The organism is Alloyangia pacifica (assembly GCF_003111685.1).
Lineage (GTDB): Bacteria > Pseudomonadota > Alphaproteobacteria > Rhodobacterales > Rhodobacteraceae > Salipiger > Salipiger pacificus_A.
In genome coordinates, this window is sequence record NZ_CP022190.1 from 307784 (window position 1) to 329405 (window position 21622).

Below are 21622 nucleotides of genomic sequence, written 5' to 3' on the forward strand. Positions count from 1 at the left end.
GGTCGATGTCGCTCAGCTCGCCGTTGACGCGCGCGCCGGCGTTCGCGAGGATCCAGTCGAGGGCTTCGGCCGCCGACATCACCTCGGTCGTGGCCGGGTCGAAGACGAAGTTCTTTTCGATCTGCGAGGTGTTCTCGCCGCCGATCTCGCCGACGTTGTCGGACACGTAGTACGCGGCCTCGCCGGTGCTACCGATGAAGCGGATGGCTTCGCGACCGCTGGAGTCCTCGCCTTTGATGAAGGTGTTGCCGATCACATGCACCGTCGAGGCGCCCGCCGCGACGAGGCCTTCGTTGCCGTAGTTGTAGATGACGTTGTTGATGAACTCGATGTTCTTCGCGTCATCCTTGATCAGCGCGTTGCGGAACTTGTTGCTGACAAGCAGGTTGCCGATGACGCTGACGTTCGAGCTGTGATCGCCGATCAGCATGCCCATGCTGTGCTGACCCTTCGGGTGCAGCGACTCCTTGAGCGCCTCGGCCACGATGTTGTTCGAGATCGTGATGTTGCTCGGCGAGCCCCAGGTCGCGACGTTCTCGTCGATCGACCAGCTGATCGAGTTGCTGTCCAGAATGACGTGCTCGACCGTGTTGCCGGCCTTGCCGATCGAAATGCCGTCGCGGTCATCTGGGTTCTGCCCGTCGGGATCGTCCCCCGGACGCACGGTCATGCCACGGATGATCACGTTGCTTTCAACAACCCGTAGACGGGCGCCGGTCACGGTGATCCCCCCGGGCGCAGTCTGCCCGGCCAACGTGACGTCGCCGTTAATTTCGATGTGGCTGGTCAGATCGATTTGTCCGCCAACTTCGAAAACCACAATGCGCGGCCCGTCGAGATCTTCCAGAGCCCAGCGAAGCGAACCTTCCCCGGAGTCGTTCAGATTTGTAACTTTAACAATTTCACCACCACGGCCACCAGTTGCGCTTGCACCAAACCCCTGCGCTCCCTCAAACGCGAGAAGCTCTGAATTCTTGTCCACCATTATGTGACTTAGTCCCGATTAGTTGCTTTATGTAGTGTGCGAGTAGTTCCTTTGCGGTGGCTATCGGATACTCGCGGAGCGCTCGGGACGCATTCTGTCTGCAACTTTACCTTGGGGTATTGGGTGAGAATCCGCCGACTCGGCGTCGGTGAAAGATCGCCGGGCCGCGCGCTCTGTCGGTTCAAAAGGGGCAGGGAAATTGGAATTAAGGCGACAATGGGGCACACGGAGGGGGTGAGCCGGATCGCGAAACGCTGTAGTTAGTTAAGTTTCAACGCAATTTGTACGTTAACGTTAAGTCATAGATCTACAATGGACAGGATTTGTCTCGCCTCCGGAAAGGCAGGTTTTTGCCGAGGATTCTTTGCCCAAAAAATGGGCAGATCTTGAGTTTGCGCTGTTCGGTGCAAGCCGGCTGCGGCATAATCCGGGCGAGCGGCGTATGCTGCCCTAGCGGCAAGGGTCATTTTGGGCCGAATCGTTGTCGTGTCGTGGCGTCCCGCGAACCTGATTTTTGAACATTATCGACCAATTGTTTCTAATTATGTGGATTACCCATGCGACAGATCAGTCTGCTAGCCGTGACCAAGTCGACCGGGGGCATCGCCCTCTACAACAAGCTGCTCCTGACTGAACTGAGGCGGATCGGAGTACGGACCCACACGCTTTGCCTTTCCGAAAACAACGAGGCCTATGCCGCCGATCTTGCCCGGCGCGGCCTCAGCGCCGAGCCCCTGGACATGGCGCGCTACAGCATCGACCTCGGCGGCGACGCCAGGGTGCTGCGCCGGGTCATCGCGTCGGCCCGCGCGCAGGCGGCGGATGTGATTGTCTGCCACGGCAGCAAGTCGGGGTTCCTTGGCCGTGCCGCCGGGCGGATCACCGGCATCCCCGTCGTCTACCGTCAAGCGTCGATGCCCTTCCAGCGTCGGGTGCAGGGGGCCAAGGCGCCGCTCTACTGGGCGCTGGATTTCGTCGCCCGCGGCTTCGGCGGCCACGTCGTGACCCTGACCGACCAGGCGCGGCGGGAAACGCTCAAGGCACGGTTGATGCCGCCCGAGCGGGTCAGCGTGATCCGCACCGGCGTAGACGTGGAGCGGTTTCGCCCGCCCGCGGACCGGGCCGAGGCGCGCCGCGCCCTCGGGCTCGACCCGGACCGGCCCGTGGTAGGCTGGATGGGCCGCATCGAGCCGCAGAAGGCGCCGCTCGACTACATAGAGTCCCTGCGCGCTCTGGTCGGGCGCTACCCGCAGGCGCAATTCGTCATGGCTGGCGAAGGCCGGCTGCAGCGCGAGGTTGATCTGGCGCTGGCCGCGGCGGGGCTTTCGGACCGGGTGAGGATGCTGGGTTGGCAGTCCGACCCGGTCGCGGCGCTGCAGGCCTTCGACATCTATGTGCTCAGCTCGCATTGGGAGGGGCTGCCGATCACCCTGCTCGAGGCCATGGCCTGCGGCTGCTGCTGCATCTCCACCGACGTGGACGGATGCTCTGATGCACTCGAGGACGGTGTCAGCGGACGCCTCGTCGGGGCCGGCGACACGCGGGCGCTGGCCGATGCACTGGACAGCGTGCTGGGCGATCCCGACCTGCGCGCGCGCTACGCCGCGGCTGGACGGCTCCGCGCGGTGACGCTTTTCGACAAGGAAACCATGGTCGCCAAATGGGTCGAGCTGCTCTCGACGCTGACCACCGGACGGGCGCCCGTGCCGCTCGGAAGCACGGCGGAAGCGGCATCGGAGGGGGGGAAATGAACTCCGGCATCACATCCACCCTGACCCGGGCGACCGGCACAGCCGCGCCGGCGCCCAGCCAGCCGCTGCGTATCTGCATGATCATCTCCTCCTACCACCCGATCGTCGGAGGGGCGGAAAAGCAGGTGGCGCAACTCGCCGGACTGATGACCGGGCAGGGGCACGAGGTCTACATCCTCACGCGCCGCTATCCCGGGCTTGCCGCCACCGAGACCATCGACGGCGTCAAGGTCCGGCGCATCGCCCTGCGCAAGCCGGTCAAGGGCGTCGGCTTCATCCTCGGTGCCGCGCGCATGGTGCGCGAGCTGAACCCCGACGTCATCCATTGCCACTCGCTCTTCTCCCCGGCGCTGGCCGGGGCGCTTGGCAAGCGCTGGACCAATGCGCCTTTGCTTGCCAAGCCCATGTGCGGCGGCGAGGCGACGTCCATCGCCAGCAAGCCGCTCGGGCGACAGCGGCTGGCCTACATGGCGCGGGCCGTCGACCGGTTCCCGATGGTGAGCCGCGAGATCGAGACCGAGCTGACCGAACTCGGGGTGCCAGCGGAGAAGTTGCGGTACATCCCCAACGGCGTGGACGGCGCGCGCTTCTGCCCCGCCCGTACCCCGGTCGAGAAGGACAAGCTGCGCCTGAGCCTCGGCCTGCCCGCGGGACCGCTCTTTCTCTTTGCCGGGCGGCTTGCGGCGCAGAAGCGCCTGCCGCTGCTGCTCGAGGCCTGGTCGGACGTCCGCGAAAGCATCCCGCAGGCGACGCTCGCTATCGCCGGGGCGAACCGCGCCTCGGGGTCGGGCTACCATGCAACTTTCGGCGAGTGCGACGAGATCCCTGCCGCGCTGCTCGAGCAGCCCGGGGTGCGTATGCTTGGCCATGTGGCTGACATGCCCAACCTGCTGCGGGCGGTGGATGTCTTCGTGCTGCCCTCGGCACGCGAGGGTCTGTCCAACGCCCTGCTCGAAGCCTGTGCTTCGGGTCTGGCCTGCATCACCGCGCGCACCGGGGGCGCCATGGACTTCATGCGCGATGGCGAGAACGGACTGCTGTTCGAGGTCGACGACCGTCAGGCGCTGGCCACCGCGCTGGCGCAGCTGGCGACCGATGCCGAGCGCCGCGCCCGGCTCGGCGAGGCCGCGCTGCGCACAGTGGCCGAGAGCTACGACATCCGCCAGACCGCGACCTCGCTGCTGGCACAATATGCCGAGCTGGGCGCCGGCACCCGCGCCGCCACGGCGGGGAGGCGCTGAGATGAGCGACACGGCCCCGATCTTCCTGCTCGGCCTGCAGCGCGGCGGCAGCGACCAACTGCACGACGCGCTGCGCGCCCATCGCGACACCGTCTGGCCCGAGGGCGCCATTCACGAAGTGCTCCGCCCGGCGCCGGTGCCGCGCGCCGAGACCCTGAAGGCTCTTGCGAGCTACTTTCCCACGCTGTTGCGCAGCGGTGACATCCTCAATCCGCGGTGCGCCCCCGGCCCGCTGCGCCCGCGCGACCGCGCCTGGATCGCCCGCGAGCTGGCCCGTGCCACCGACCGCAACCTGCCCGAGGTGCGCCGCTACAAGCGCGCGCTCGCTGCGCGAGGGATGGGGCCGGGCCTGCCCTCGGGGCGGGGGCGGATGCTGGTCGAGGTGCTGAACTACAACATCGGCCTCGCAACCGAGTTTGACCGGCTCTACCCCGGAGCCCGCTTCGTCGGTCTGGTGCGCGATCCCTACGACACCTGCGAGACCATGATGGCCCGTGGCGGCGATCCGGCCGAGATCATGGCCCTCTACCGGTATTTCGGCGAGACCCTGCTGCGCCTCGAGCAGCGCGGCCTGCCGCTGAAGCTGGTGCGGCACGAGGATATCGTCAGCGACCTCGCCCGGACCGTGGACGAGGTCTTTGATCATTGCGGTTTCGAAACCCCTGCGACACGGGGCCTATTGCCGAACGGGCGACGACGACGCGAGACAGGGCGGCGCCCCGCGGAGGAGGCCCTGGTCCGGGGAGGAATCTCGGCTCTCGTGCGGGAGGATGCCGGCAAAGCTGCATCGGCCCGCCTCGCGCCGGAGGTGGCGGGGATGATCCAGCAAAATTGCGCCGCGATCATCGAGCGTTTCGGCTACCTTGCCCCGACGGTTATGGGCTGAAGGGCAGGGAGACGGGCATCGGTCCCTGCCTCATCGGCGCCTTGGCGTCGCCCTGGTCGCGCAGATCCGATATCTGCTTGACGCCACTCCGCCGGGAACTTAAGGAGTGCCACACCCCCGGCGAGTTGGCGGAGTGGTGACGCAGCGGATTGCAAATCCGTGCACAGGGGTTCGATTCCCCTACTCGCCTCCAAACACCCCCCAAGATCAATTTCACCGCACTCTCGTTCGATCAGGCCGAGATGGTGCGTGACGTCGAGCCGGGCGCCTCGCAGAGAGTGACGCCGCGCAGTACCGCGTGCAGCGGAACCGATATTCCCAATACATTTTCTGAACATTTTCTGCCACCTGCGGCGCAAAGCGCCCGGGTCTTCAGCATCCGCGTGCTTCATCCGACAAAAATCGCAAAAGTTAATTTTACCGTTTGGTAAAAAAATCTTTGCTGACCTCAGACGGCCCGCGCGCCGCCGGACACCTGTTCAGACAAGAGGTCATGCATGGAAATCGGGGTCTTTCTTCCCATCGGAAACAACGGCTGGCTCATCTCCGAGACCGCGCCGCAGTACAAGCCGAGCTTCGAGCTCAACAAGCAGATCACCCTCAGCGCCGAGAAGCACGGGCTGGATTTTGTGCTCACCATGATCAAGCTGCGTGGGTTCGGCGGCAAGACTGAGTTCTGGGACCACAACCTCGAGAGCTTCACCCTGATGGCCGGGCTCGCCGCCTGCACCAGCAAGATCAAGCTCTATGCCACGGCCGCCTCGCTGGTGATGCCGCCGGCGATCGTCGCGCGCATGGCTGCGACGATCGATTCCATCTCGAACGGCCGCTTCGGGGTGAACCTCGTCACTGGCTGGCAGAAGCCCGAATACAGCCAGATGGGCATGTGGCCGGGGGATGCGTTCTTCGGCACCCGCTACAAGTATCTCGGCGAGTACGCGCAGGTGCTGCGCGACCTCTGGGAGACCGGCAAGAGCGATCTCAAGGGAGAGTTCTTCGAGATGGACGATTGCCGGCTAAGCCCGCAGCCGCAAGCTGACATGAAGGTGATCTGTGCCGGCTCCTCGGATGCAGGCATGGCCTTCTCGGCGCAATATGCCGATTACAATTTCTGCTTCGGCAAGGGGGTGAACACGCCCAAGGCCTTCGCACCCAACGCAGAGCGCCTCAAGGAAGCCACCGCGAAGACCGGGCGCGACGTGTCGACCTATGCGCTCTTCATGATCATCTCCGACGAGACCGACGAGAAGGCCCGCGCCAAGTGGGAGCACTACAAGCAGGGCGCCGACGAAGAGGCGCTGTCCTGGCTCGGCTTGCAGAGCGCGGCGGACACCACATCGGGCACCGACACCAACGTGCGGCAGATGTCCGATCCGGTTTCGGCGGTGAACATCAACATGGGCACGCTGGTCGGCTCTTACGAGACCGTCGCCCGGATGCTCGACGAAGTGGCAGAAGTTCCCGGCACGGGCGGCGTTCTGCTGACCTTCGACGATTTCGTGCAGGGGGTCGAGGATTTCGGCGCCAGGATCCAGCCGCTCATGGCCTGCCGCAAAGCGGTGCAGGTCGCCGAACCCGCATGAGGACCGAGATGGAAGTTGCCGCACAACCCGAAGCCTTCGGCTTCGATCCCAAGACCACCGCGCTGATCGTGGTGGACATGCAGAACGCCTATGCCACCAAGGGTGGCTACGTCGACCTTGCGGGCTTCGACGTGTCGGGTGCGCGCTCCTGCATCGAGAAGATCTCGAAGGTGACGAAGGCCTGCCGTGACGCCGGTGTGCTGGTCACCTTCCTGCAGAACGGCTGGGATCCGGCCTACGTCGAAGCTGGCGGGCCAGACTCTGCCAACGTCAAGAAATCCAACGCCATCAAGACGATGAAGAGGCGCCCCGAGCTCTGGGGCCAGCTTCTGGCCAAGGGCGGTTGGGACTATGACATCATCGACGAGCTGCAGCCGCAGGAGGGAGATCTGCTCATCCCCAAGCCGCGCTACTCGGGGTTTTTCAACTCCTACCTCGACAGCGCCCTTCGCTCGCGCGGGATAAAGACGCTGGTTTTCACCGGGATCGCCACCAATGTCTGCGTGGAAAGCTCGCTGCGCGACGCCTTCCACCTCGAGTACCATTGCCTGATGCTCGAAGACGCGACCAACCACCTCGGGCCGGACTTCATCCAGAAGGCCTCGGTCTACAACGTCGCCACCTTCTTCGGCTGGGTCTCAAAGACCGACGACTTCTGCGCCGCGCTCATCTCCAAGGAAGAAAAGGAACTCTCGAATGCCTAAGACTCCCGTGATCCCCGAAGGCACCGGCAAGCCGCTCGCACCCTACCTGCCGGGCGTGCTGGCCGACGGGGTGGTCTATGTGTCGGGCACGTTGCCCTTCGACAAGGAAAACAACGTCGTACACGTCGGTGATGCGGCAGCGCAGACCAAGCACGTGCTGGAGACGATCAAGTCGGTGATAGAAACCGCCGGGGGCACGATGGACGACGTGGTGATGAACCACATCTTCGTCACCGACTGGGACAACTACGGCGCGGTGAACGAGGTCTATGCGACCTATTTTCCGGGCGACAAGCCAGCGCGCTACTGCATTCAATGCGGGTTGGTGAAGCCCGATGCGTTGGTCGAGATCGCCACGGTGGCGGTCATCAAGGGATGAAGTTCACACACCACAAGTGCGGGCGCGAGGGCGCCCGTACGCTTGTCCTGTGCTCGGGCCTCGGCGGTGCGCAGGGCTATTGGGCGCCGCATCTCGAGGCGCTGAAACCGCGCTTCGATCTCATCCTCTATGACCAGCGCGGCACTGGCGCGAACAGCTGCGCGCTCGGTCCGACCTCGATCGAGGCCATGGCCGATGACGTGCTCGAGATCTGCGACGCCGCCGGGGTGAAGCACTTCGATCTCATGGGCCACGCGCTCGGGGGTCTGGTCGGCTTCGATCTGGCGGCGCGCGAAGAGCGCCGGGTCGAGCGGGTGGTGGCGATCAATGCCTGGCCCGAGATCGACGCCCACACCGCGCGCTGCTTCGACATTCGGCTGGCGACCCTGGCGGGGCAGGGGCTCGCGGCCTTCGCGGCGCTGCAGATGAACTTCCTCTACCCGCCATTCTGGATCGCCGCCTTCCCCGAGAAGATCGCCGCCGAGGAGGCGCACGCGGTCGCCCACTTCCAGGGCGCCGAGAATATCAGTCATCGCATCAACGCGCTGCGCGACTTCCGCCTGCCGGCGATCCCCGATGGCTCGGACCTGCTGCTCATCGCCAGCAAGGACGACGCGCTGGTCGACGTGGCCCAGTCCGAGCGGCTGGCGGCACGCCTCCCGGGCGCCAGGCTGGTGATCTTCGACCAGGGCGGCCACGCGGTGAACCTGACCAAGCGCGAAGACTTCGAGGCCGAGGCGCTGCCCTTCCTGTCGGCCGACGTCTGATCCCAGGCGGCGCGCGGTCCGGGTCCATGACCTGCGCCCGGCAGGTGCGGCGTGACGTCCCTTTCCAAGCGCTCCGGATCCCGGCTACAAATCGGGGCATGATCCGCGCCCACGCCCATCGCCTGACCCTCGCCGTCGCCGTCCTCGCGGTGGCGCTGGCAAGTGTCCTCTTCGCGGCGCGGATGGCGCCCGAGGGGCCGGAGGCCGCCAGCCTGCGAAGCTACCTCGCCATGGGCGGCACGCTGGCCGACCTCTGCGAGACGGAAGGCACCCACCACGGCCACCATTGCCCGGTCTGCAACCTTCTGCCCGAGGCGCCCAGAACCGTGCCCCCCGCGCTGGCGCTGCGCATAGATCGAAGCTTTGAGGTGGTCATCCTTCGCGGTCTCGGCCTGCCGCCGCAGCCGGCCAACCCCCGGAGATCTCCACGCGCCCCGCCGGCGCTGGCCTGACCCGGACCCGCGGCGCAGGCGCCGCACTCTCGAACACACCCGCCGGGCCGGTACGCCCGGATCATGTCCCGCGCAGGCAGCGGTGCGACCGCGCGCGCGTCGGAGGAGACCCCCAATGAAGACCACCCTGATCACCGCCCTCGGCTTTGTGCTGCTGTCGTCTGCTGGCGCCCATGCGGACCACGCGCATGCCGATCGCGCCCATGAGGATCACGCGCAGGCAGAGCACAAGATGGACCACGGCGCGCAGATGGCCGCGCACGATGGTGCCGTCTACGAAATCGGCGCCCTGCACATCGAAAGGCCGTTCTCGCGCGCCAGCCTGCCCAACCAGCCGGTGGGCGGCGGCTTTTTCACCGTGACCAACACCGGCTCCGAGGATGACCGGCTGATCGCCGCGAGCACCTCGCCGGAGCGGGCCGACCACATGGAGATCCACGAGATGGCCATGGACGGGCAGGTGATGAAGATGCGCGAGCTGTCCGACGGCCTGTCGATCCCCGCGGGCGAGACCGTCGAACTGAAGCCGGGCGGCTTCCACCTCATGATGATGGGGCTGAAGCAGCCGCTGGTCGAAGGTGAGAGCGTCACCGTCTCGCTCACCTTCGAGCAGGCCGGCACCATCGAGATCCCGCTGGCCATCGGCGCGCTCAACGCCAAGGGCGGCGCGGCGCAGGGTCACATGACCCACGGCAACTGAGAGGGCTGGACGTGAACAAGCAAGGCATTACCGCCATCCGCATCGCGCTCTGGGGGCTGGTCTTCCTGGCCCTAGTCGCCCTGCTATGGGTCCGCGTCATCGCGCCGCGACTGGAACAAGATGTCACCGCCTCGCTGGGGCGCGGCGACTATCAGCTGACCGCCACCGACGGCAGCACCTTCACCGAGGACAGCCTGAAGGGCGCCCCTTCGGCAGTGTTCTTCGGCTTCACCCATTGTCCCGAGGTTTGCCCGACCACGCTTGGCGACATTGCCACATGGCAGGAGGGGCTGGGCGAGGCAGGTCAAAAACTGCGGGTCTTCTTCGTCACCGTCGATCCCGAGCGCGACACGGCCGAGCAGCTCGAGCAATACGTCTCCTGGGTGCCCGGGGTGCTGGGGGTCTCGGGATCGCGCGAGCAGATGGACAAGGCGATCAAGGCCTTCCGCATCTACGCCCGCCAGGTGCCGCTGGACGATGGCGGCTACACGATGGACCATTCAGCCATGGTGCTGCTCTTTGACGAGGGCGGCGACTACGCGGGGCTGATCAACTACCAGGAAGATTATGATCGGGCGCTCGGCAAGCTGCGCGCGCTGGTCGAGGCCTCCTGACCGTCAGGGCGGCAAAATCCGTCCGTTGGCAAGGGCTTGCCTATGCTCCGGCAGGCTCTTGCCGGCGCGCCCGAGCCGCGTCAGTCTGGCTGCAAAACCTATAAATGGCGGAGCGGGCAAATGGGCAGCACACGGCGGACTTTCCTGATCACGGGCGGGGCGATGGCCCTGCTGGCAGGCTGCGGAGGCGGCGGCTATTCGGGCGGCGCAGCGGCCGCCGATGATCCCATGCTGCGGCCGCAGCCGAACCCCGGCTGGGACAACTGGGTTGCCTCGTTCCGCGGCCGCGCGCTGTCGCAGGGCATCTCTGCCCCGACCTATGATGCCGCATTCCGATCGGCGGGCTTCCTGCCCGGCGTGGTCGAACGCGACCGCAGCCAGACCGAGTTCACCCGCACGCTCGAGGACTACCTCGCGATCACTGCCAACGAGCAGAAGGTCAGCCAGGGGCGCTCGGAACTCCGCCGCAATATGGGCGTGCTGCGCGAGATCGAGGCACGCTACGGCGTGCCGCCGCATGTGGTCTGCGCGGTCTGGGGCATGGAAAGCAGCTACGGCACCCGGCGCGGCAACATCCCGGTGATCTCCGCCTGCTCGACGCTGGCCTTCGACGGGCGCCGCGGCGCCTTCTTCGAGCAGCAGACATTGGCGGCGCTGCGTATCCTCGAGCGCGGCGACATTGATCCCGTGCATCTCACCGGCAGCTGGGCCGGTGCCATGGGCCATACGCAGTTCATTCCCACCACCTACCAGAGCTACGCAGTGGACTTCCGTGGCGACGGTCGGCGTGACATCTGGTCCGAGGATCCCACCGACGGGCTTGCTTCGACCGCCAACTATCTCGCGCGGAGCGGCTGGCGCCGCGGCGAGCCATGGGGGGTCGAGGTGCTGCTGCCCGCGGGCGGAGCCTCCATGGCCGGGGGCTCGCGCAGCGGCGCGGGCTGGGCCGCGGCAGGGCTGCGCCCGGCGGCGGGCGGATCGCTGCCCTCGGGTACGGGCAAGCTGCTGCTGCCGCAGGGCGCAGCGGGGCCGGCCTTCCTCGTCTATCGCAACTTCAATGTCATCCTGCGCTACAACAACGCGCAGAACTACGGGATCGGGGTCGGCCACCTGTCGGACCGGCTCTTGGGAGCGGGACCGCTGCGCGGCGGCTTCCCGCCGGACCGCTACGGGTTGACCATCGAGGATCGGCGCGAGTTGCAGGGCCGGCTCAATTCGGCGGGCTTTGACGCGGGCACGCCGGACGGGGTGCTGGGCAAGAAGACCACGGCGGCGATCGAAGGCTACCAGGCGCGGGCCGGACTGCCGGTCACCGGCGAGCCGTCGCAGGGGCTTCTGGCGCAGTTGCGGCGCGGCTGAGCGCCGCGCCCCTTCCTTCGGGTGGCGGTCACACCGCAGCGCTACCACCGAGCGCGGCCCGCAGGTCGGTCAGCGTCTTCTTCTCGGCGTCGGAGACCGCCTCGCCGCCGAAACCGAGGAAGCCGCCCTCCTTGGCCGCCTCGGCGGTGCGGGTGGCCGTGTCGATCAGGAACTCCGAGAAGGCCCCGGCCTCTTCCGGCGCGGTGGTTTTCACCGTGCCGAGGATCTCCGACAGGCGGGTGATCGCGGCCTCGGTGATCTCGGGGGGCTTCTTGCCCTTCACCAGAGCCTTCACCCCGTCCATCGCGGCAGAGCGACCTTCCGAGGTCTTGTAGGCCTCGGCCACCTCGGCGGCGAGCGAGCCTGCGGAGGCATCCTTGAGCGAGCCGGCCATCGCGGCGCTTTCCTGCACCGCGCCGATCAGACCGCCGGGGTCGGCGGCGGTGATTGCCAGCCCGGCGAGCATCGGCGCTTCCAGAACCATCGCCCAGTCGGTCTCTGTGAATTTTTCCTTGTATGCCATGAGGGTCTCCACTCAATCATTGGTGAGTCCGTTGCGGATGTCCGGGGACGGGCCGTCGGAAAAATGACCGGCGCAGGCGCCGGGGTGGGTGCAGGCTGAAAAATCGCTGCCTGCCATCGACTGAAATGGGCGGGTCCGGCCTCGAACCTTCGACCGGTCCCGGTGCTAAGGGCCTGAACCGGAACGCTCGGAGCCTAGCTCAGCCGGGGCGGGTGATCCAGCGCGGACGCGGGCCGCGGCGCCTAGGCGCGCACGGTGATCACTTTTCCGCCGACGGGCGACAGGGCGCCGGGCAGGACGCCGCGCTGCGCGAGGCGCTCGTAGACCGCGTCCGCCTCGGCAAAGAGCGCCGGATCGTAGAGGTCCTGCGGCGCCCGGTCGGGCATGGGGCGGAAATGGGCACTGAAATCGATCTTGCCGGGCGCCACGCCGAGCGCTTCGCAGAGTGCCTCGAGCGTCTTCTGCGGGTCGGCACGCATGTCGTCCTGCAGCACGAAGAGGCAGCGGTCCTCGAAGCGTTGCACGTAGCGGAAGGCCTGCAGCCAGTAGTTGATCCAATAGTCCGGCGTCGTGGTCTCAAAGGCGGCGGGATCGAAGCCGGGAAAGAGCAGCGGCCTGTGGATCCGACCGAACTCGAAATGGCCGATGTCGCGCATGTATCGGCGAATGAACTCGTCGTCCGCTTGCAGCTTCAGAAAGTTCAGGTGCTGGCGCAGAAGCGAGGCGGCATGGGTCTCTGGCCGGCGCAACGGCACCACGATGCGGCAGCCGGGGAAAGCCTCGAGCAGATAGGGGATGCGGGCGATATTTGCATTGTTCTTCGAACAGTAGCGGGCCGGGCCCCCTGGGCTGCGGGCGTGGATCACCTTGTGCATCTGGCGGGCGATGAAGGCCTCGGCGGCGGGGTCGCGGTCCTCGGCCTGCCAGAGCGCGATGCCTTCGGCGCGGTACTTGCCGGGCCAGAGCGTCTTCCACAGCACCTCCTCGAAGGCCTCGGGGCTGTCGAGGTCGATCTCCAGGCCGTCGCCATGGGCGCGCTCGTGCCGCCCCACGTCGCGCCCGCGCCCGCCGGCGAGCCGGTTCCACAGCGCCGGCGCGGTGACGAAGGGCATGTCGCGATAGGTGTGCGTGGCGATGGCGGGCACCTCGTGCAGCGCGTTGAGCAACGCCGTGGTGCCGCCCCGCGCCAGCGAGGCGACAAAGATGGGCGGGCCGGCCGGCTCCTGCACCGCGCCGGGCATCAGCCGGTCCTCGAGCCTCGAGGCGCCCTTCAGCACCGCGGGGCTGGCAAAGGCCAGCATGTGGAAGAAGCGGTCGGCGGTGGAATAGCGGTTGATCTCGGGCAGCGCCTCGGGATCGTGGCGGCGCGGCCCACGCAGGCGACGCAGGCTCTCGCCACCGGCGATCGCAGCCACCGAGACCACGAAGAGGTAGTCGAGCCGCAGCATCAGCGAGAGCACTGCCTCGCGTGGCACCAGACCCATGAGGTCGGCGGCGAGCACCGGCAGCGCGGCCAGCGCCAGAGACAGGGCGAAGCGCCAGAAGAGGCCGAAGGCCGCGCCGATCAGCGCGAAACCGGCCCGGCGCACGGCAATCTCCTTGGCGTCGTCGTCGAGCTCATTGTCCATCATGGCGGTGATACCGGTCATCGCGGTGCCGAGTGTGGCGCGGCACAGCGGCACGACCTTACTGCGCCAGAGCCCGAGACCGAAACCGGCCACGGCCAGCAGCGAGACGAGGAAGGTGGCGATCATTTGCGCGTGCCACTGCGCGCGGCGGCCCGGCTTTTCAGCATCCGCTTGAGCGGGTACCAGACCAGCCCGGCGATGAGCAGGAGCACGCCGAGCAGGATGGCGACGGTGACGGCGATGGCGCCAAGCCCGGCGCCGGGTCCGATATAGGCGGCGGCCGGGTCGGGCAGCCCCATGCCGAAACTCAGAAGCAGGAGCGCCGCAAGGCGTGCAAAAGGCGTCATCTTTCGGGTTCTCCTTGTCGAAAAGGGGGAAAGGGTTTGCGATCCACGGGCGCGGCTAGGGCTAGGGCTGGGGGCATGTCTCCCAAGCCGTTTCAAAATAGCCGGGGGGATGGACGTCGGCGTTGGTGATCTCGCCGACATGGGCGTCATCAAAGGCGTTGACATATTCCCAGACCACTTCGCCCTCGGCGCTGGTCTGGATCACCCGGCCGCCGTCAAACTCGGCGATCACCATGCCACCATCGGGCAGGATCTCGTGCTGGCCGCGGATCGCCGAGAGCATCTTCTGCCCGGGCGCCTCGCCGAAGAGCAGCTCGATCTCGCCGCTGGCGGGCTCGACGGCGATGATATTGGTGATCTTGGGCGTGTCGAGGTCGAGCACCTCGCCGGGATAATCGGTCCGGTAGACGTTGTTGTTGAAGATCGAGATGCGCCCGTCGGGGCGGAACTCGGGATCGTGCTGGCGCAGCCAGGGGCCGGTCTGGTGCCACTTCACATCCCAGCTGACCGGATCGACAACCATGACGAGGTTGAGATCGCGCATCGAGACCAGCAAGTCCCCGGTCTCGAACTGGGGAAAGGCGGCAGCGTAGGCGGCGGGCAGCTCGCCGACCTTGTTGGAATGCACCAGCTCGTCGCGGTCGGGGGCGTGGCGGCTGAAGTCCGCCCCATTTGCGGTCAGCAGCGCCTCGAGATGGGAGTCGCGGAGTATCTTCGGGATCGACACCTCTTGCTCGATCTCACCCGCCTCGCTGATTTTCAGGATCGTGTCCTCCTTGATCTCCAGCCCGCTCGCCGATGCGGAGAAGGGAGGCATGCGGTCTGGCGCGTCGGAATCGAGCCAGCGCTGGCGGCCAAGTAGCCAGTAGCCGCCGCCCGACGCGGGAACGATCGAATGATGGGTGCGCTCGTTCAGCGTCCAGACCACTGCGCCGCAGGGTGAGAGCTTCACCGTGCCGCAGTACTCGTAGTTGAAGACGACCTCTCCCTTCGGCGTCACCAGCGCGCCGTGCTGGTCGACGTTGAGCGTGCTGGCAAGCGCGCAGACCCGGGTTCCGGCGTCGGGAAAATGGGTGAAATAGTCGAGCGTCCACTTGCGCATCACGCGTCCATCGCGGTGCACCAGCCGGGCCTGGTTCTCGTCGTCGAAGAACCCGGCCATGAAGACCAGCGCGCCGTCGTCGCCGATCTTGTTGATGGTCACGCCGTCGCCCATGCCGCGCGACGGCTGAAGATGGTGGCGCCGGGGGTGGCTGGTCAGATCGTTGTGCCCCAGCGTGGTGAGCATGTCATAGGTGAGTTCGAGTTGTGGGGCGGGGAAGAGATGCTTTCGCGTGGCAACAGAGCCGTACACGAACCCGGCGCCAATAAGGGCGAGCAGCAGGCACACGGAGAATATGCGCCGCGCGAAGGTGTCGGAGAATTGCGACATGAAATGTGGCTTTCAAAAATCTGTCGAGCCCCGTCTGAATTAGGAAGGAGCCAGCTCGGCGAGACATGCGTCCAAGCGCCGGTCAGTCTTGTACAGCCTCCTCGGAATCGCAAGCTTTTCGTTGAATTTGCGGAAAGGTGCGGCGAAAACCCGTCGTTGCGGCTGCGCCGCTGCCGCTGCGCGGCGGCGCTCAGACGACTTCGATCACGTCCTTATCGATGGCCAGGTGATAGCCCTTGCGGGCGATGTTGCGCACCAAAAGCTCGCTGACCATCTGGTTGCCCAGACCGTCGCGGAGGCGCTTGATCCGCGTCGCCCCGGCGGCCTCTTCGCAGTCGCTGGGATCGCGGCCCGAGATCATCCCCTCGATCTGCGCGCCGGTCAGTGTCTCGTCGTCCATCCGCGCCTCGGCCAGGACCGAGAGTGTCTCGATCATCGCCGCGGTCAGCTTGAAGCCCATGGTGTTGAGATACACCATGTTCTCCTCGCGGCTGATGATCAGCGAACTGACCTGGATGCCCGAGCGCTCGATCTGTGCCATGCGCCGGTTCATCCCCGCGAGCATCACCAGGAAGACCAGCGCGGCCACCAGCATTGCGGCGGCGAAGACCAGCAGCACGAAGATCACCATGCGGTAGCTCGCCAGCGTGTCGGCAAAGGCGGTGCCCGAAAGCGCGAGGATCTCCAGCAGCTTCACCTCGGCCTGGGCGGTGAGGTCATGCTCGACGAAGATCCGTTCGACCCGCGCGTTGAAGGCGTTGCCATCGGGCAGGGTGAGCATGAGCAGCCCGCCGGCAAGGACCAGCAGGGCGACGATCGCGGCGATGCCAAGGGTGACGATGCGCCCGCCTGCGCGGCGGGCGTCAGTAGCGGAGATAGAACTCGCCGGCATTCTTCTTCTTTTCTTCCGAGGGCGGCTGTTCGGACAGGGCGACGACGCTTAGCAGCGTCCAGCCGTTGCGGTCGAGCCGGATTTCCAGCTGCGCGGCCGCGGTGTTCTTCGACGGGCAGGCTTCCGTCGGCAGGAGGGCGATGCCGTACTGCAGGCGCAGCGGGTCGTCCTGTTTGGCCTTGTACTCCGCATAGCACTCGGCCTGCGCCGCAGTGGCACCGAGGGCGAGCGAGAACGAGAGGGCGAGAAACGGCATGTTCATAGGGGGAGACTGAGCGCGCGGCGGGCGCAATTCAATAGCCCCGGACGGATAGGTGCCGGATATCCGATAACATCGGAGGGATATTGCCTGTTTTTCCGGGGTGGGCCGAGGGTCGGGAGAGATCGCGGCAGCCGCCGTGATGCCCACAGGTTCCCCAAGGAGACAGCCCATGTCCAGGAAGTTCATCGCCGGCGTGCTCGCCGCCTCGCTCGTCGTCACCGGGTTTTCCGCCGCCCCGCTCCGCGCCGCCGAGGCGCGGGACGTGGCCAAGGTCATCGGCGGGGCGGCCCTCGTCTACATGATCGGCAAGGCGGTCAGCGAGGCGCGCGAGGCGGACCGCGAGCGCGACAGGAAGGATAAGGAAAGGACCAAGGCCCTGCAGCTTCAGGCGGCGCAGCAGGAGCACTCCTGGCGCGCCCCCGATCCGCGGCCCCACCTGCCGCGCCCCTACCGTTTCGAGGACCGTCACGGGCAGTTTGCGCAGCCGTCACACGCGCGGCCGAAGGGGGTCCTGCCCGGAGCCTGCCTGCGCGAGGTGCGCGGCGAGCGGGGCGCGGTGATGCAACGCTCCTGCTTGCGCAGCGCCGCGATCCGCACCGACGCCCTGCCTGACCGCTGCGAGAAGAAGATCCGCATCGGCAAGGACAAGGAGCACGTCTTCTCGGCGCAATGCCTCCAAAAGGCGGGCTGGCGCATCAGCGGCCGTGGCGCCGGCAATGGCCACGACCGGCATGGCGCTTGGCACCCCGGTCGGCAGCATGATCGGCACTACGACGGTCGGCGCAACTGAGCGCGCCGACAGGGGAAATCGCCCCTCAGTGTAGGTCTTCGGGCAGCAGAAGGTTGAGCAGGATCGACAGACCCGCCGCCGGCAGCAGACCGGAGGTCAGCAGCACCTGTGCCGTCTTGGGCAGGTGCTGCAGCGCCGTTGGCTCGAGCTGCAGCCCGAAACCGACCGAGAGCGAGATCGCGAAGATCACCATGTTGCGGCGGTTCCACACCACCTCGGAAAGCATGTTGACCCCCGCCGCGCAGACCATGCCGAACATCACGATGACCGCGCCGCCGAGCACGTTGATCGGCACGGTCGAGACCGCCGCGCCGACCTTTGGCACCAGCCCGCAGAGGATTAGGAAGAGCGCGCCGATGGTGACCACGTGGCGGCTCATGACCCCGGTCATCGAGATCAGACCGACATTCTGGCTGAACGAGGTGTTGGGCAACCCGCCAAAGACCCCCGCCACCGCGGTGCCGAGACCGTCGGCAAAGGTCGCGCCGCCGATTTCCCTGTCGGTGGCCTCGCGCCCGGCGCCGCCCTTGGTAATGCCCGAGACGTCGCCCACGGTCTCGATCGCCGAGATGACCGCCATGAAGCACATGCCGAGGATGATCGCGAAGTTGAACTCTATGCCCCAGCGGAAGGGCATGGGCAGCTCGAAGACCGGCGCGTTGGCGACGCTGCCGAAGCTGACCTGACCCATGGCCAGCGACACGAGGTACCCCGCGACCAGCCCGACCAGCACCGCCGAGAGCGCCAGAAGCCCACGGGTGAAGAACTTCACCGCCAGCGTCACCAAGATCACGACGAGCGCGGGCAGCCACATGGCGAGACTGCCGAACTCCGGCGTGCCCAGCTTCGGCACGCCGCCCGCGGCATACTGGATGCCGACCTTGAGCAGCGCGAGGCCGATCATCAGCACGATCAGCCCGGTGACCAGTGGCGGCAGCGCATGGCGGATCCGGGTGACGACGAAGCCGAGGCAGAAGTGGAAGATCCCGCCGATCACGATGCCGGTCATCAGCCCGGCCATGCCCGCGATTCCCTGACCGGCCACCGCCGGGATCATCACCGGCAGAAAGGCGAAGGAGGTGCCCTGCACGATCGGCAGCCGCGCGCCGACCCTGCCGAAGCCGATCGACTGGAACAGCGTGGCGATGCCTGCAAAGAGCATCACCATCTGGATCATGTAGATCATGTTGGGAAAGTCGGGGCTGTTCGATCCGTAGCCGAAGCCCGCGGCCCCGGCGATGATGATCGCCGGGGTGACGTTCGAGGCGAACATCGCCATCACGTGCTGCAGCCCCAGCGGCACCGCCTTGCCGAGCGGCGGCATGTAGTCGGGGTTCATCAGCTGGTCGGGTGTGCCGATTGGGTGGCCCTTGGGGGCGGTCGCGTCAGTCATGCCATAGTCTCCCTCGTCGGTGTTGCGTAGTGGGTATGAGATGACCCGCCGCCTCTGCCGGGCGTCTGTGCGGGGGAGGGGCCGTCAGCCCCGGGTGATCAGCAGCGGCGCCTCCAGCCAGTGTTCTTCAAGGTTGGGTGTCGCGCCGATGCGGTCGACCACGGCAAAGAGCCCCGGCGCCTGCAGCGGCGTCAGCACCCCGTGCCAGGTGCCCCGGTGAAAGTTGATCCCCTGTCCCGGCGCGGCGAGGAAGGCGTGCACTTCGCCGGGTCCCTCGTTCGCGCCGGACCCGGGGTCGGCGACGATCACCAGCCACTCGTTCTGGTGCATCGGCAGAAAGGCCTGGCTGCCCTCGGGGTGCCGCTCGACCAGTTCCAGAGTATAGGGCAGGGCGCGCGGCTCGGCGTCGAAGAGGCTGATGCCCGCCCGGCCCTCGGGGCCGAAGTCCAGCGCGGCGCGGTCGTGGTGCCGTCCGCAGAGTCCCTGGTTGATGATCTTGTCGGGGATCCCCTTCACCTCGAGCACCTCGCCATAGGGCGCGAAGCCCTCGGCGGTCAGCGGGCGCGCGGCGATTTCCCTCATCGCGCCGCCCCCACCGGGGCCAGCGAAACGTGGCGGTTGACGTCCTTGTAGAGCAGGTAGCGGAAGCGCTCGCTCTCGTCGACGATGCAGGCCTGCGGGCAGAAGGCGCGCAGCCACATGAAATCGCCGGGGCCGACGTCGACCCAGTCCTGGTTGAGCAGGTAGCGCGCGCGCCCCTCCAGAACGTAGAGCCCGTGTTCCATCACGTGGGTCTCGGCGAAGGGGATGCGCCCTCCCTTGCCGAAGGTGACGATGTTGGCGTGGAAGTCGTGGCGGATGTCGGCGGGATCGAAGAAGCGCTGGGTGCCCCAGAGCTCCTCGCAGCCGGTCATCCAGTTTACCGGCACCTCCTCGTCATGGGTGACGATCACCGGCGGCACCGAAACGCCCGGCGCCGCCTCCCAGCGCTTGCGGATCCAGTGGAATTTAAAGGGCGTCTCGCCCCCGTTCCACAGTGTCCAGCCGGAGCTCGGAGGCAGGTAGACGACGTGGCCCGCGCGCAGATCGTACTCCGTGCCGCCGACGGTCAGCCGCGCGGTGCCCTCCGTGACCAGCAGTGCCGCCTGCGCCTGCGCATCGGGTTCTGGTGCCTCGCTGCCGCCACCAGGAGCCAGCTCCACCGCGTATTGCGCGAAGCTCTCGGCAAAGCCCGAGAGCGGCTTGGCGATGATCCAGGCGCGAGTGTGCTGCCAGCCCGGCAGCAGTGAGCTGACGATGTCGCGCATCGTGCCGGCGGGCAGGAAGGCATAGGCGGTGGTGAAGACCGCGGCGCCGTGAGGGTTGTCCTCGCGCGGGGGCATGCCGGCGGGCGGGAAGGCATAGCTGCGGGGGGGTTCCATGATGCTCACAGGAGGGCCTCCAGGCGCAGGCGGGCGATGCGTTCGACCTGTCGGCAGGCCTCGGCGAACTCGGTGTCGGTGTCATTGGCGATGCGGCGCTCGAAGGCGGCGAGGATGCCCGCCTTGTCGTGGTCGCGTACCGCGATGATGAAAGGGAAGCCGTGCTTCTCGACATAGGTGGTGTTGAGCTCGGTGAAGCGCGTGCGCTCGGCATCGGTCAGCGAGTCGAGCCCGGCGCTGGCCTGCTCGGCGGTGCTGTCCTCGGTCAGGCGCTTCGCCTCGGCCAGCTTGCCCGCAAGGTCGGGGTGCGCCTGCAGCACACCAAGCCGCTCCTCGCGGCTGGCGGTGCGCAGCACGCGGGCTAGCGCGTTGGCGAGCCCCGCGGGCCGGTCATGTGCCGCGCCGAGCTCCAGCTCGAAGGCGCGCTCGGCGACCCAGGGCGAATGCTCGACGATGCCGCCGAAGGTGCCGACAAAGGTCTCGCGGTCCATGGTCGAAGGGCGCGGGCCGGTCTTCGGCGGGTGGGTCTTGGCCCAGTGCTCGGCGATCTCCAACCGGATCGGCGTCCAGACCCCCTCGAAGCCGCCGATATAGTCGAGGAAGCGCTTCAGCCCGGCGATCTTGCCCGGGCGGCCGATCAGGCGGCAGTGCAGGCCGACCGACATCATCGCAGGCTTGCCCGCCTCGCCCTCGACAATCAGCGTGTCGAAGGCGTCCTTGAGGTAGGTGAAGAACATCTCGCCCTCGATCCAGCCCGGCGAGGTGGCGAAGCGCATGTCGTTGGCCTCGAGCGTGTAGGGGATGATCAGCTGGTCGCGGCCCTCGACCTCCAGCCAGTAGGGCAGGTCGTCGTCATAGGTGTCCGAGACGTAGTCCATCGCCCCGGTCTCGGCGACCAGCCGCACGGTATTGGCGCTGCAGCGGCCCGTGTACCAGCCGCGCGGCGGCGCGCCGACAACCTCAGTGTGCAGGCGGATCGCCTCGGCGATGGAGGCGCGCTCCTCCTCCTCGGGCATGTCCTTGTGCTCGACCCACTTCAGCCCGTGCGAGGCGATCTCCCAGCCCGCGTCCTTCATCGCCTCGACCTGCTCGGGCGAGCGGGCGAGGGCGGTGGCGACGCCGTAGATGGTGACCGGGATATCGTATCCGGTGAACAGCCGGTGCAGCCGCCAGAAGCCGGCGCGGGCGCCGTACTCGTAGATCGACTCCATGTTCCAGTGGCGCTGGCCCGGCCATTGTGCCGCGCCCGCGATGTCCGACAGGAACGCCTCCGAGGCCGCGTCGCCGTGCAGGACGCAGTTCTCGCCGCCCTCTTCGTAGTTGAGCACGAACTGCACGGCGATCTTTGCACCGCCGGGCCATTGCGCGTCGGGGCGGTAGGGGCCGTGTCCGATCATGTTGCGGGGATAGCGCTGCATCTGCCGGTCCTCTGGCATGGGGTGGTCTCCTGTCGATACTGGCGTGCCGGCCCGGGCGGAACCGCAAAGCCCCGCGGCGCGGCGCGCACCTTGCC

22 protein-coding genes, 1 tRNA gene and 1 pseudogene are annotated in these 21622 nt (G+C 66.9%); 13 read left to right on the top strand and 11 right to left on the bottom strand.

The genetic code is table 11. The features are described 5' to 3' along the window. Positions 1-238: 238 nt before the first annotated feature. A pseudogene (locus tag CEW88_RS25310) lies at positions 239-985 on the bottom strand (pectate lyase family protein); the annotation flags it as partial. Between the two features lie 557 nt (positions 986-1542). On the opposite strand from CEW88_RS25310, the gene CEW88_RS14430 reads away from it, so the two are divergent. The 12 genes from CEW88_RS14430 (at position 1543) to CEW88_RS14485 (ending at position 11421) form a co-directional block, all read left to right on the top strand. Continuing rightward, a complete protein-coding gene (locus CEW88_RS14430; protein ID WP_108968289.1) occupies positions 1543-2736 on the top strand; it encodes a glycosyltransferase in 1194 nt (397 codons plus the stop codon). After that, a complete protein-coding gene (locus CEW88_RS14435; RefSeq protein ID WP_159099615.1) occupies positions 2733-3977 on the top strand; it encodes a glycosyltransferase family 4 protein in 1245 nt (414 codons plus the stop codon). The genes CEW88_RS14430 and CEW88_RS14435 overlap by 4 nt, the downstream gene beginning before the upstream one ends. A gap of 1 nt (position 3978) precedes the next feature. Then, positions 3979-4863, top strand: coding sequence for a sulfotransferase (locus CEW88_RS14440; protein WP_159099616.1), 885 nt, complete (start codon positions 3979-3981; stop codon positions 4861-4863). A 119-nt stretch (positions 4864-4982) separates the two neighbouring features. Beyond that, positions 4983-5056: transfer RNA gene (locus CEW88_RS14445), tRNA-Cys, on the top strand. Positions 5057-5360: 304 nt separating this feature from the next. Continuing rightward, positions 5361-6446: a pyrimidine utilization protein A gene (rutA, locus tag CEW88_RS14450; protein ID WP_108968294.1), complete on the top strand. Its 1086-nt coding sequence runs from the start codon at positions 5361-5363 to the stop codon at positions 6444-6446. Between the two features lie 8 nt (positions 6447-6454). Beyond that, a complete protein-coding gene (locus tag CEW88_RS14455; RefSeq protein ID WP_159099617.1) occupies positions 6455-7150 on the top strand; it encodes an isochorismatase family protein in 696 nt (231 codons plus the stop codon). Then, positions 7143-7529 (top strand): pyrimidine utilization protein C, encoded by a 387-nt coding sequence (gene rutC, locus CEW88_RS14460; RefSeq protein WP_108968297.1) that lies wholly within the window; start codon positions 7143-7145, stop codon positions 7527-7529. Before CEW88_RS14455 ends, rutC begins: the two co-directional genes overlap by 8 nt. After that, positions 7526-8296, top strand: coding sequence for a pyrimidine utilization protein D (gene rutD, locus CEW88_RS14465; protein ID WP_108968299.1), 771 nt, complete (start codon positions 7526-7528; stop codon positions 8294-8296). The genes rutC and rutD overlap by 4 nt, the downstream gene beginning before the upstream one ends. A gap of 98 nt (positions 8297-8394) precedes the next feature. After that, a complete protein-coding gene (locus tag CEW88_RS14470) occupies positions 8395-8748 on the top strand; it encodes a hypothetical protein (RefSeq protein ID WP_108968301.1) in 354 nt (117 codons plus the stop codon). A 115-nt stretch (positions 8749-8863) separates the two neighbouring features. After that, a complete protein-coding gene (locus CEW88_RS14475) occupies positions 8864-9448 on the top strand; it encodes a copper chaperone PCu(A)C (RefSeq protein ID WP_108968303.1) in 585 nt (194 codons plus the stop codon). A gap of 11 nt (positions 9449-9459) precedes the next feature. After that, entirely contained in the window at positions 9460-10062 is a 603-nt protein-coding gene (locus CEW88_RS14480) for an SCO family protein (protein WP_108968305.1), read from the top strand. A 120-nt stretch (positions 10063-10182) separates the two neighbouring features. After that, complete coding sequence (locus tag CEW88_RS14485) at positions 10183-11421, top strand: lytic murein transglycosylase (RefSeq protein WP_108968307.1); 1239 nt, start codon at positions 10183-10185, stop codon at positions 11419-11421. A 28-nt stretch (positions 11422-11449) separates the two neighbouring features. On the opposite strand, the gene CEW88_RS14490 is transcribed toward CEW88_RS14485, so the two are convergent. The 6 genes from CEW88_RS14490 to CEW88_RS25210 form a co-directional block, all read right to left on the bottom strand. Next, entirely contained in the window at positions 11450-11944 is a 495-nt protein-coding gene (locus CEW88_RS14490) for a hypothetical protein (RefSeq protein ID WP_108968309.1), read from the bottom strand. Between the two features lie 242 nt (positions 11945-12186). Beyond that, entirely contained in the window at positions 12187-13698 is a 1512-nt protein-coding gene (locus tag CEW88_RS14495; RefSeq protein ID WP_108968311.1) for a sulfotransferase, read from the bottom strand. Then, on the bottom strand, positions 13695-13919 hold the full coding sequence (locus CEW88_RS14500; protein WP_108968313.1) for a hypothetical protein: 225 nt from the start codon (positions 13917-13919) through the stop codon (positions 13695-13697). Before CEW88_RS14500 ends, CEW88_RS14495 begins: the two co-directional genes overlap by 4 nt. A gap of 61 nt (positions 13920-13980) precedes the next feature. Further along, positions 13981-15351 carry an arylsulfotransferase family protein gene (locus CEW88_RS14505; protein ID WP_108968315.1) on the bottom strand — a complete coding sequence of 457 codons (1371 nt, stop codon included), beginning with the start codon at positions 15349-15351 and terminating at the stop codon, positions 13981-13983. 190 nt (positions 15352-15541) lie between these two features. Beyond that, the gene (locus CEW88_RS14510; RefSeq protein ID WP_108968317.1) at positions 15542-16243 is read right to left on the bottom strand and encodes a hypothetical protein; all 702 of its coding nucleotides are present in this window, start codon (positions 16241-16243) and stop codon (positions 15542-15544) included. Further along, positions 16215-16691 carry a hypothetical protein gene (locus CEW88_RS25210; protein ID WP_368074607.1) on the bottom strand — a complete coding sequence of 159 codons (477 nt, stop codon included), beginning with the start codon at positions 16689-16691 and terminating at the stop codon, positions 16215-16217. The genes CEW88_RS14510 and CEW88_RS25210 overlap by 29 nt, the downstream gene beginning before the upstream one ends. Here CEW88_RS25210 and CEW88_RS14520 point away from each other — a divergent pair. Next, positions 16675-17295: a hypothetical protein gene (locus CEW88_RS14520; RefSeq protein ID WP_108968320.1), complete on the top strand. Its 621-nt coding sequence runs from the start codon at positions 16675-16677 to the stop codon at positions 17293-17295. The genes CEW88_RS25210 and CEW88_RS14520 overlap by 17 nt on opposite strands. Positions 17296-17320: 25 nt before the next feature. Here the strand turns inward: CEW88_RS14520 and CEW88_RS14525 are convergent, their stop codons facing one another. From CEW88_RS14525 to puuE, 4 genes are all read right to left on the bottom strand, one after another. Next, positions 17321-18688, bottom strand: coding sequence for a uracil-xanthine permease family protein (locus tag CEW88_RS14525; RefSeq protein WP_108968322.1), 1368 nt, complete (start codon positions 18686-18688; stop codon positions 17321-17323). A gap of 84 nt (positions 18689-18772) precedes the next feature. Continuing rightward, a complete protein-coding gene (locus tag CEW88_RS14530) occupies positions 18773-19270 on the bottom strand; it encodes an ureidoglycolate lyase (RefSeq protein ID WP_108968323.1) in 498 nt (165 codons plus the stop codon). Continuing rightward, positions 19267-20109, bottom strand: a complete 843-nt coding sequence (locus CEW88_RS14535; protein WP_108969831.1) for a bifunctional allantoicase/(S)-ureidoglycine aminohydrolase — start codon at positions 20107-20109, stop codon at positions 19267-19269. Before CEW88_RS14535 ends, CEW88_RS14530 begins: the two co-directional genes overlap by 4 nt. A gap of 5 nt (positions 20110-20114) precedes the next feature. After that, the gene (puuE, locus tag CEW88_RS14540) at positions 20115-21527 is read right to left on the bottom strand and encodes an allantoinase PuuE (protein ID WP_108969833.1); all 1413 of its coding nucleotides are present in this window, start codon (positions 21525-21527) and stop codon (positions 20115-20117) included. Positions 21528-21622: the final 95 nt, after the last annotated feature.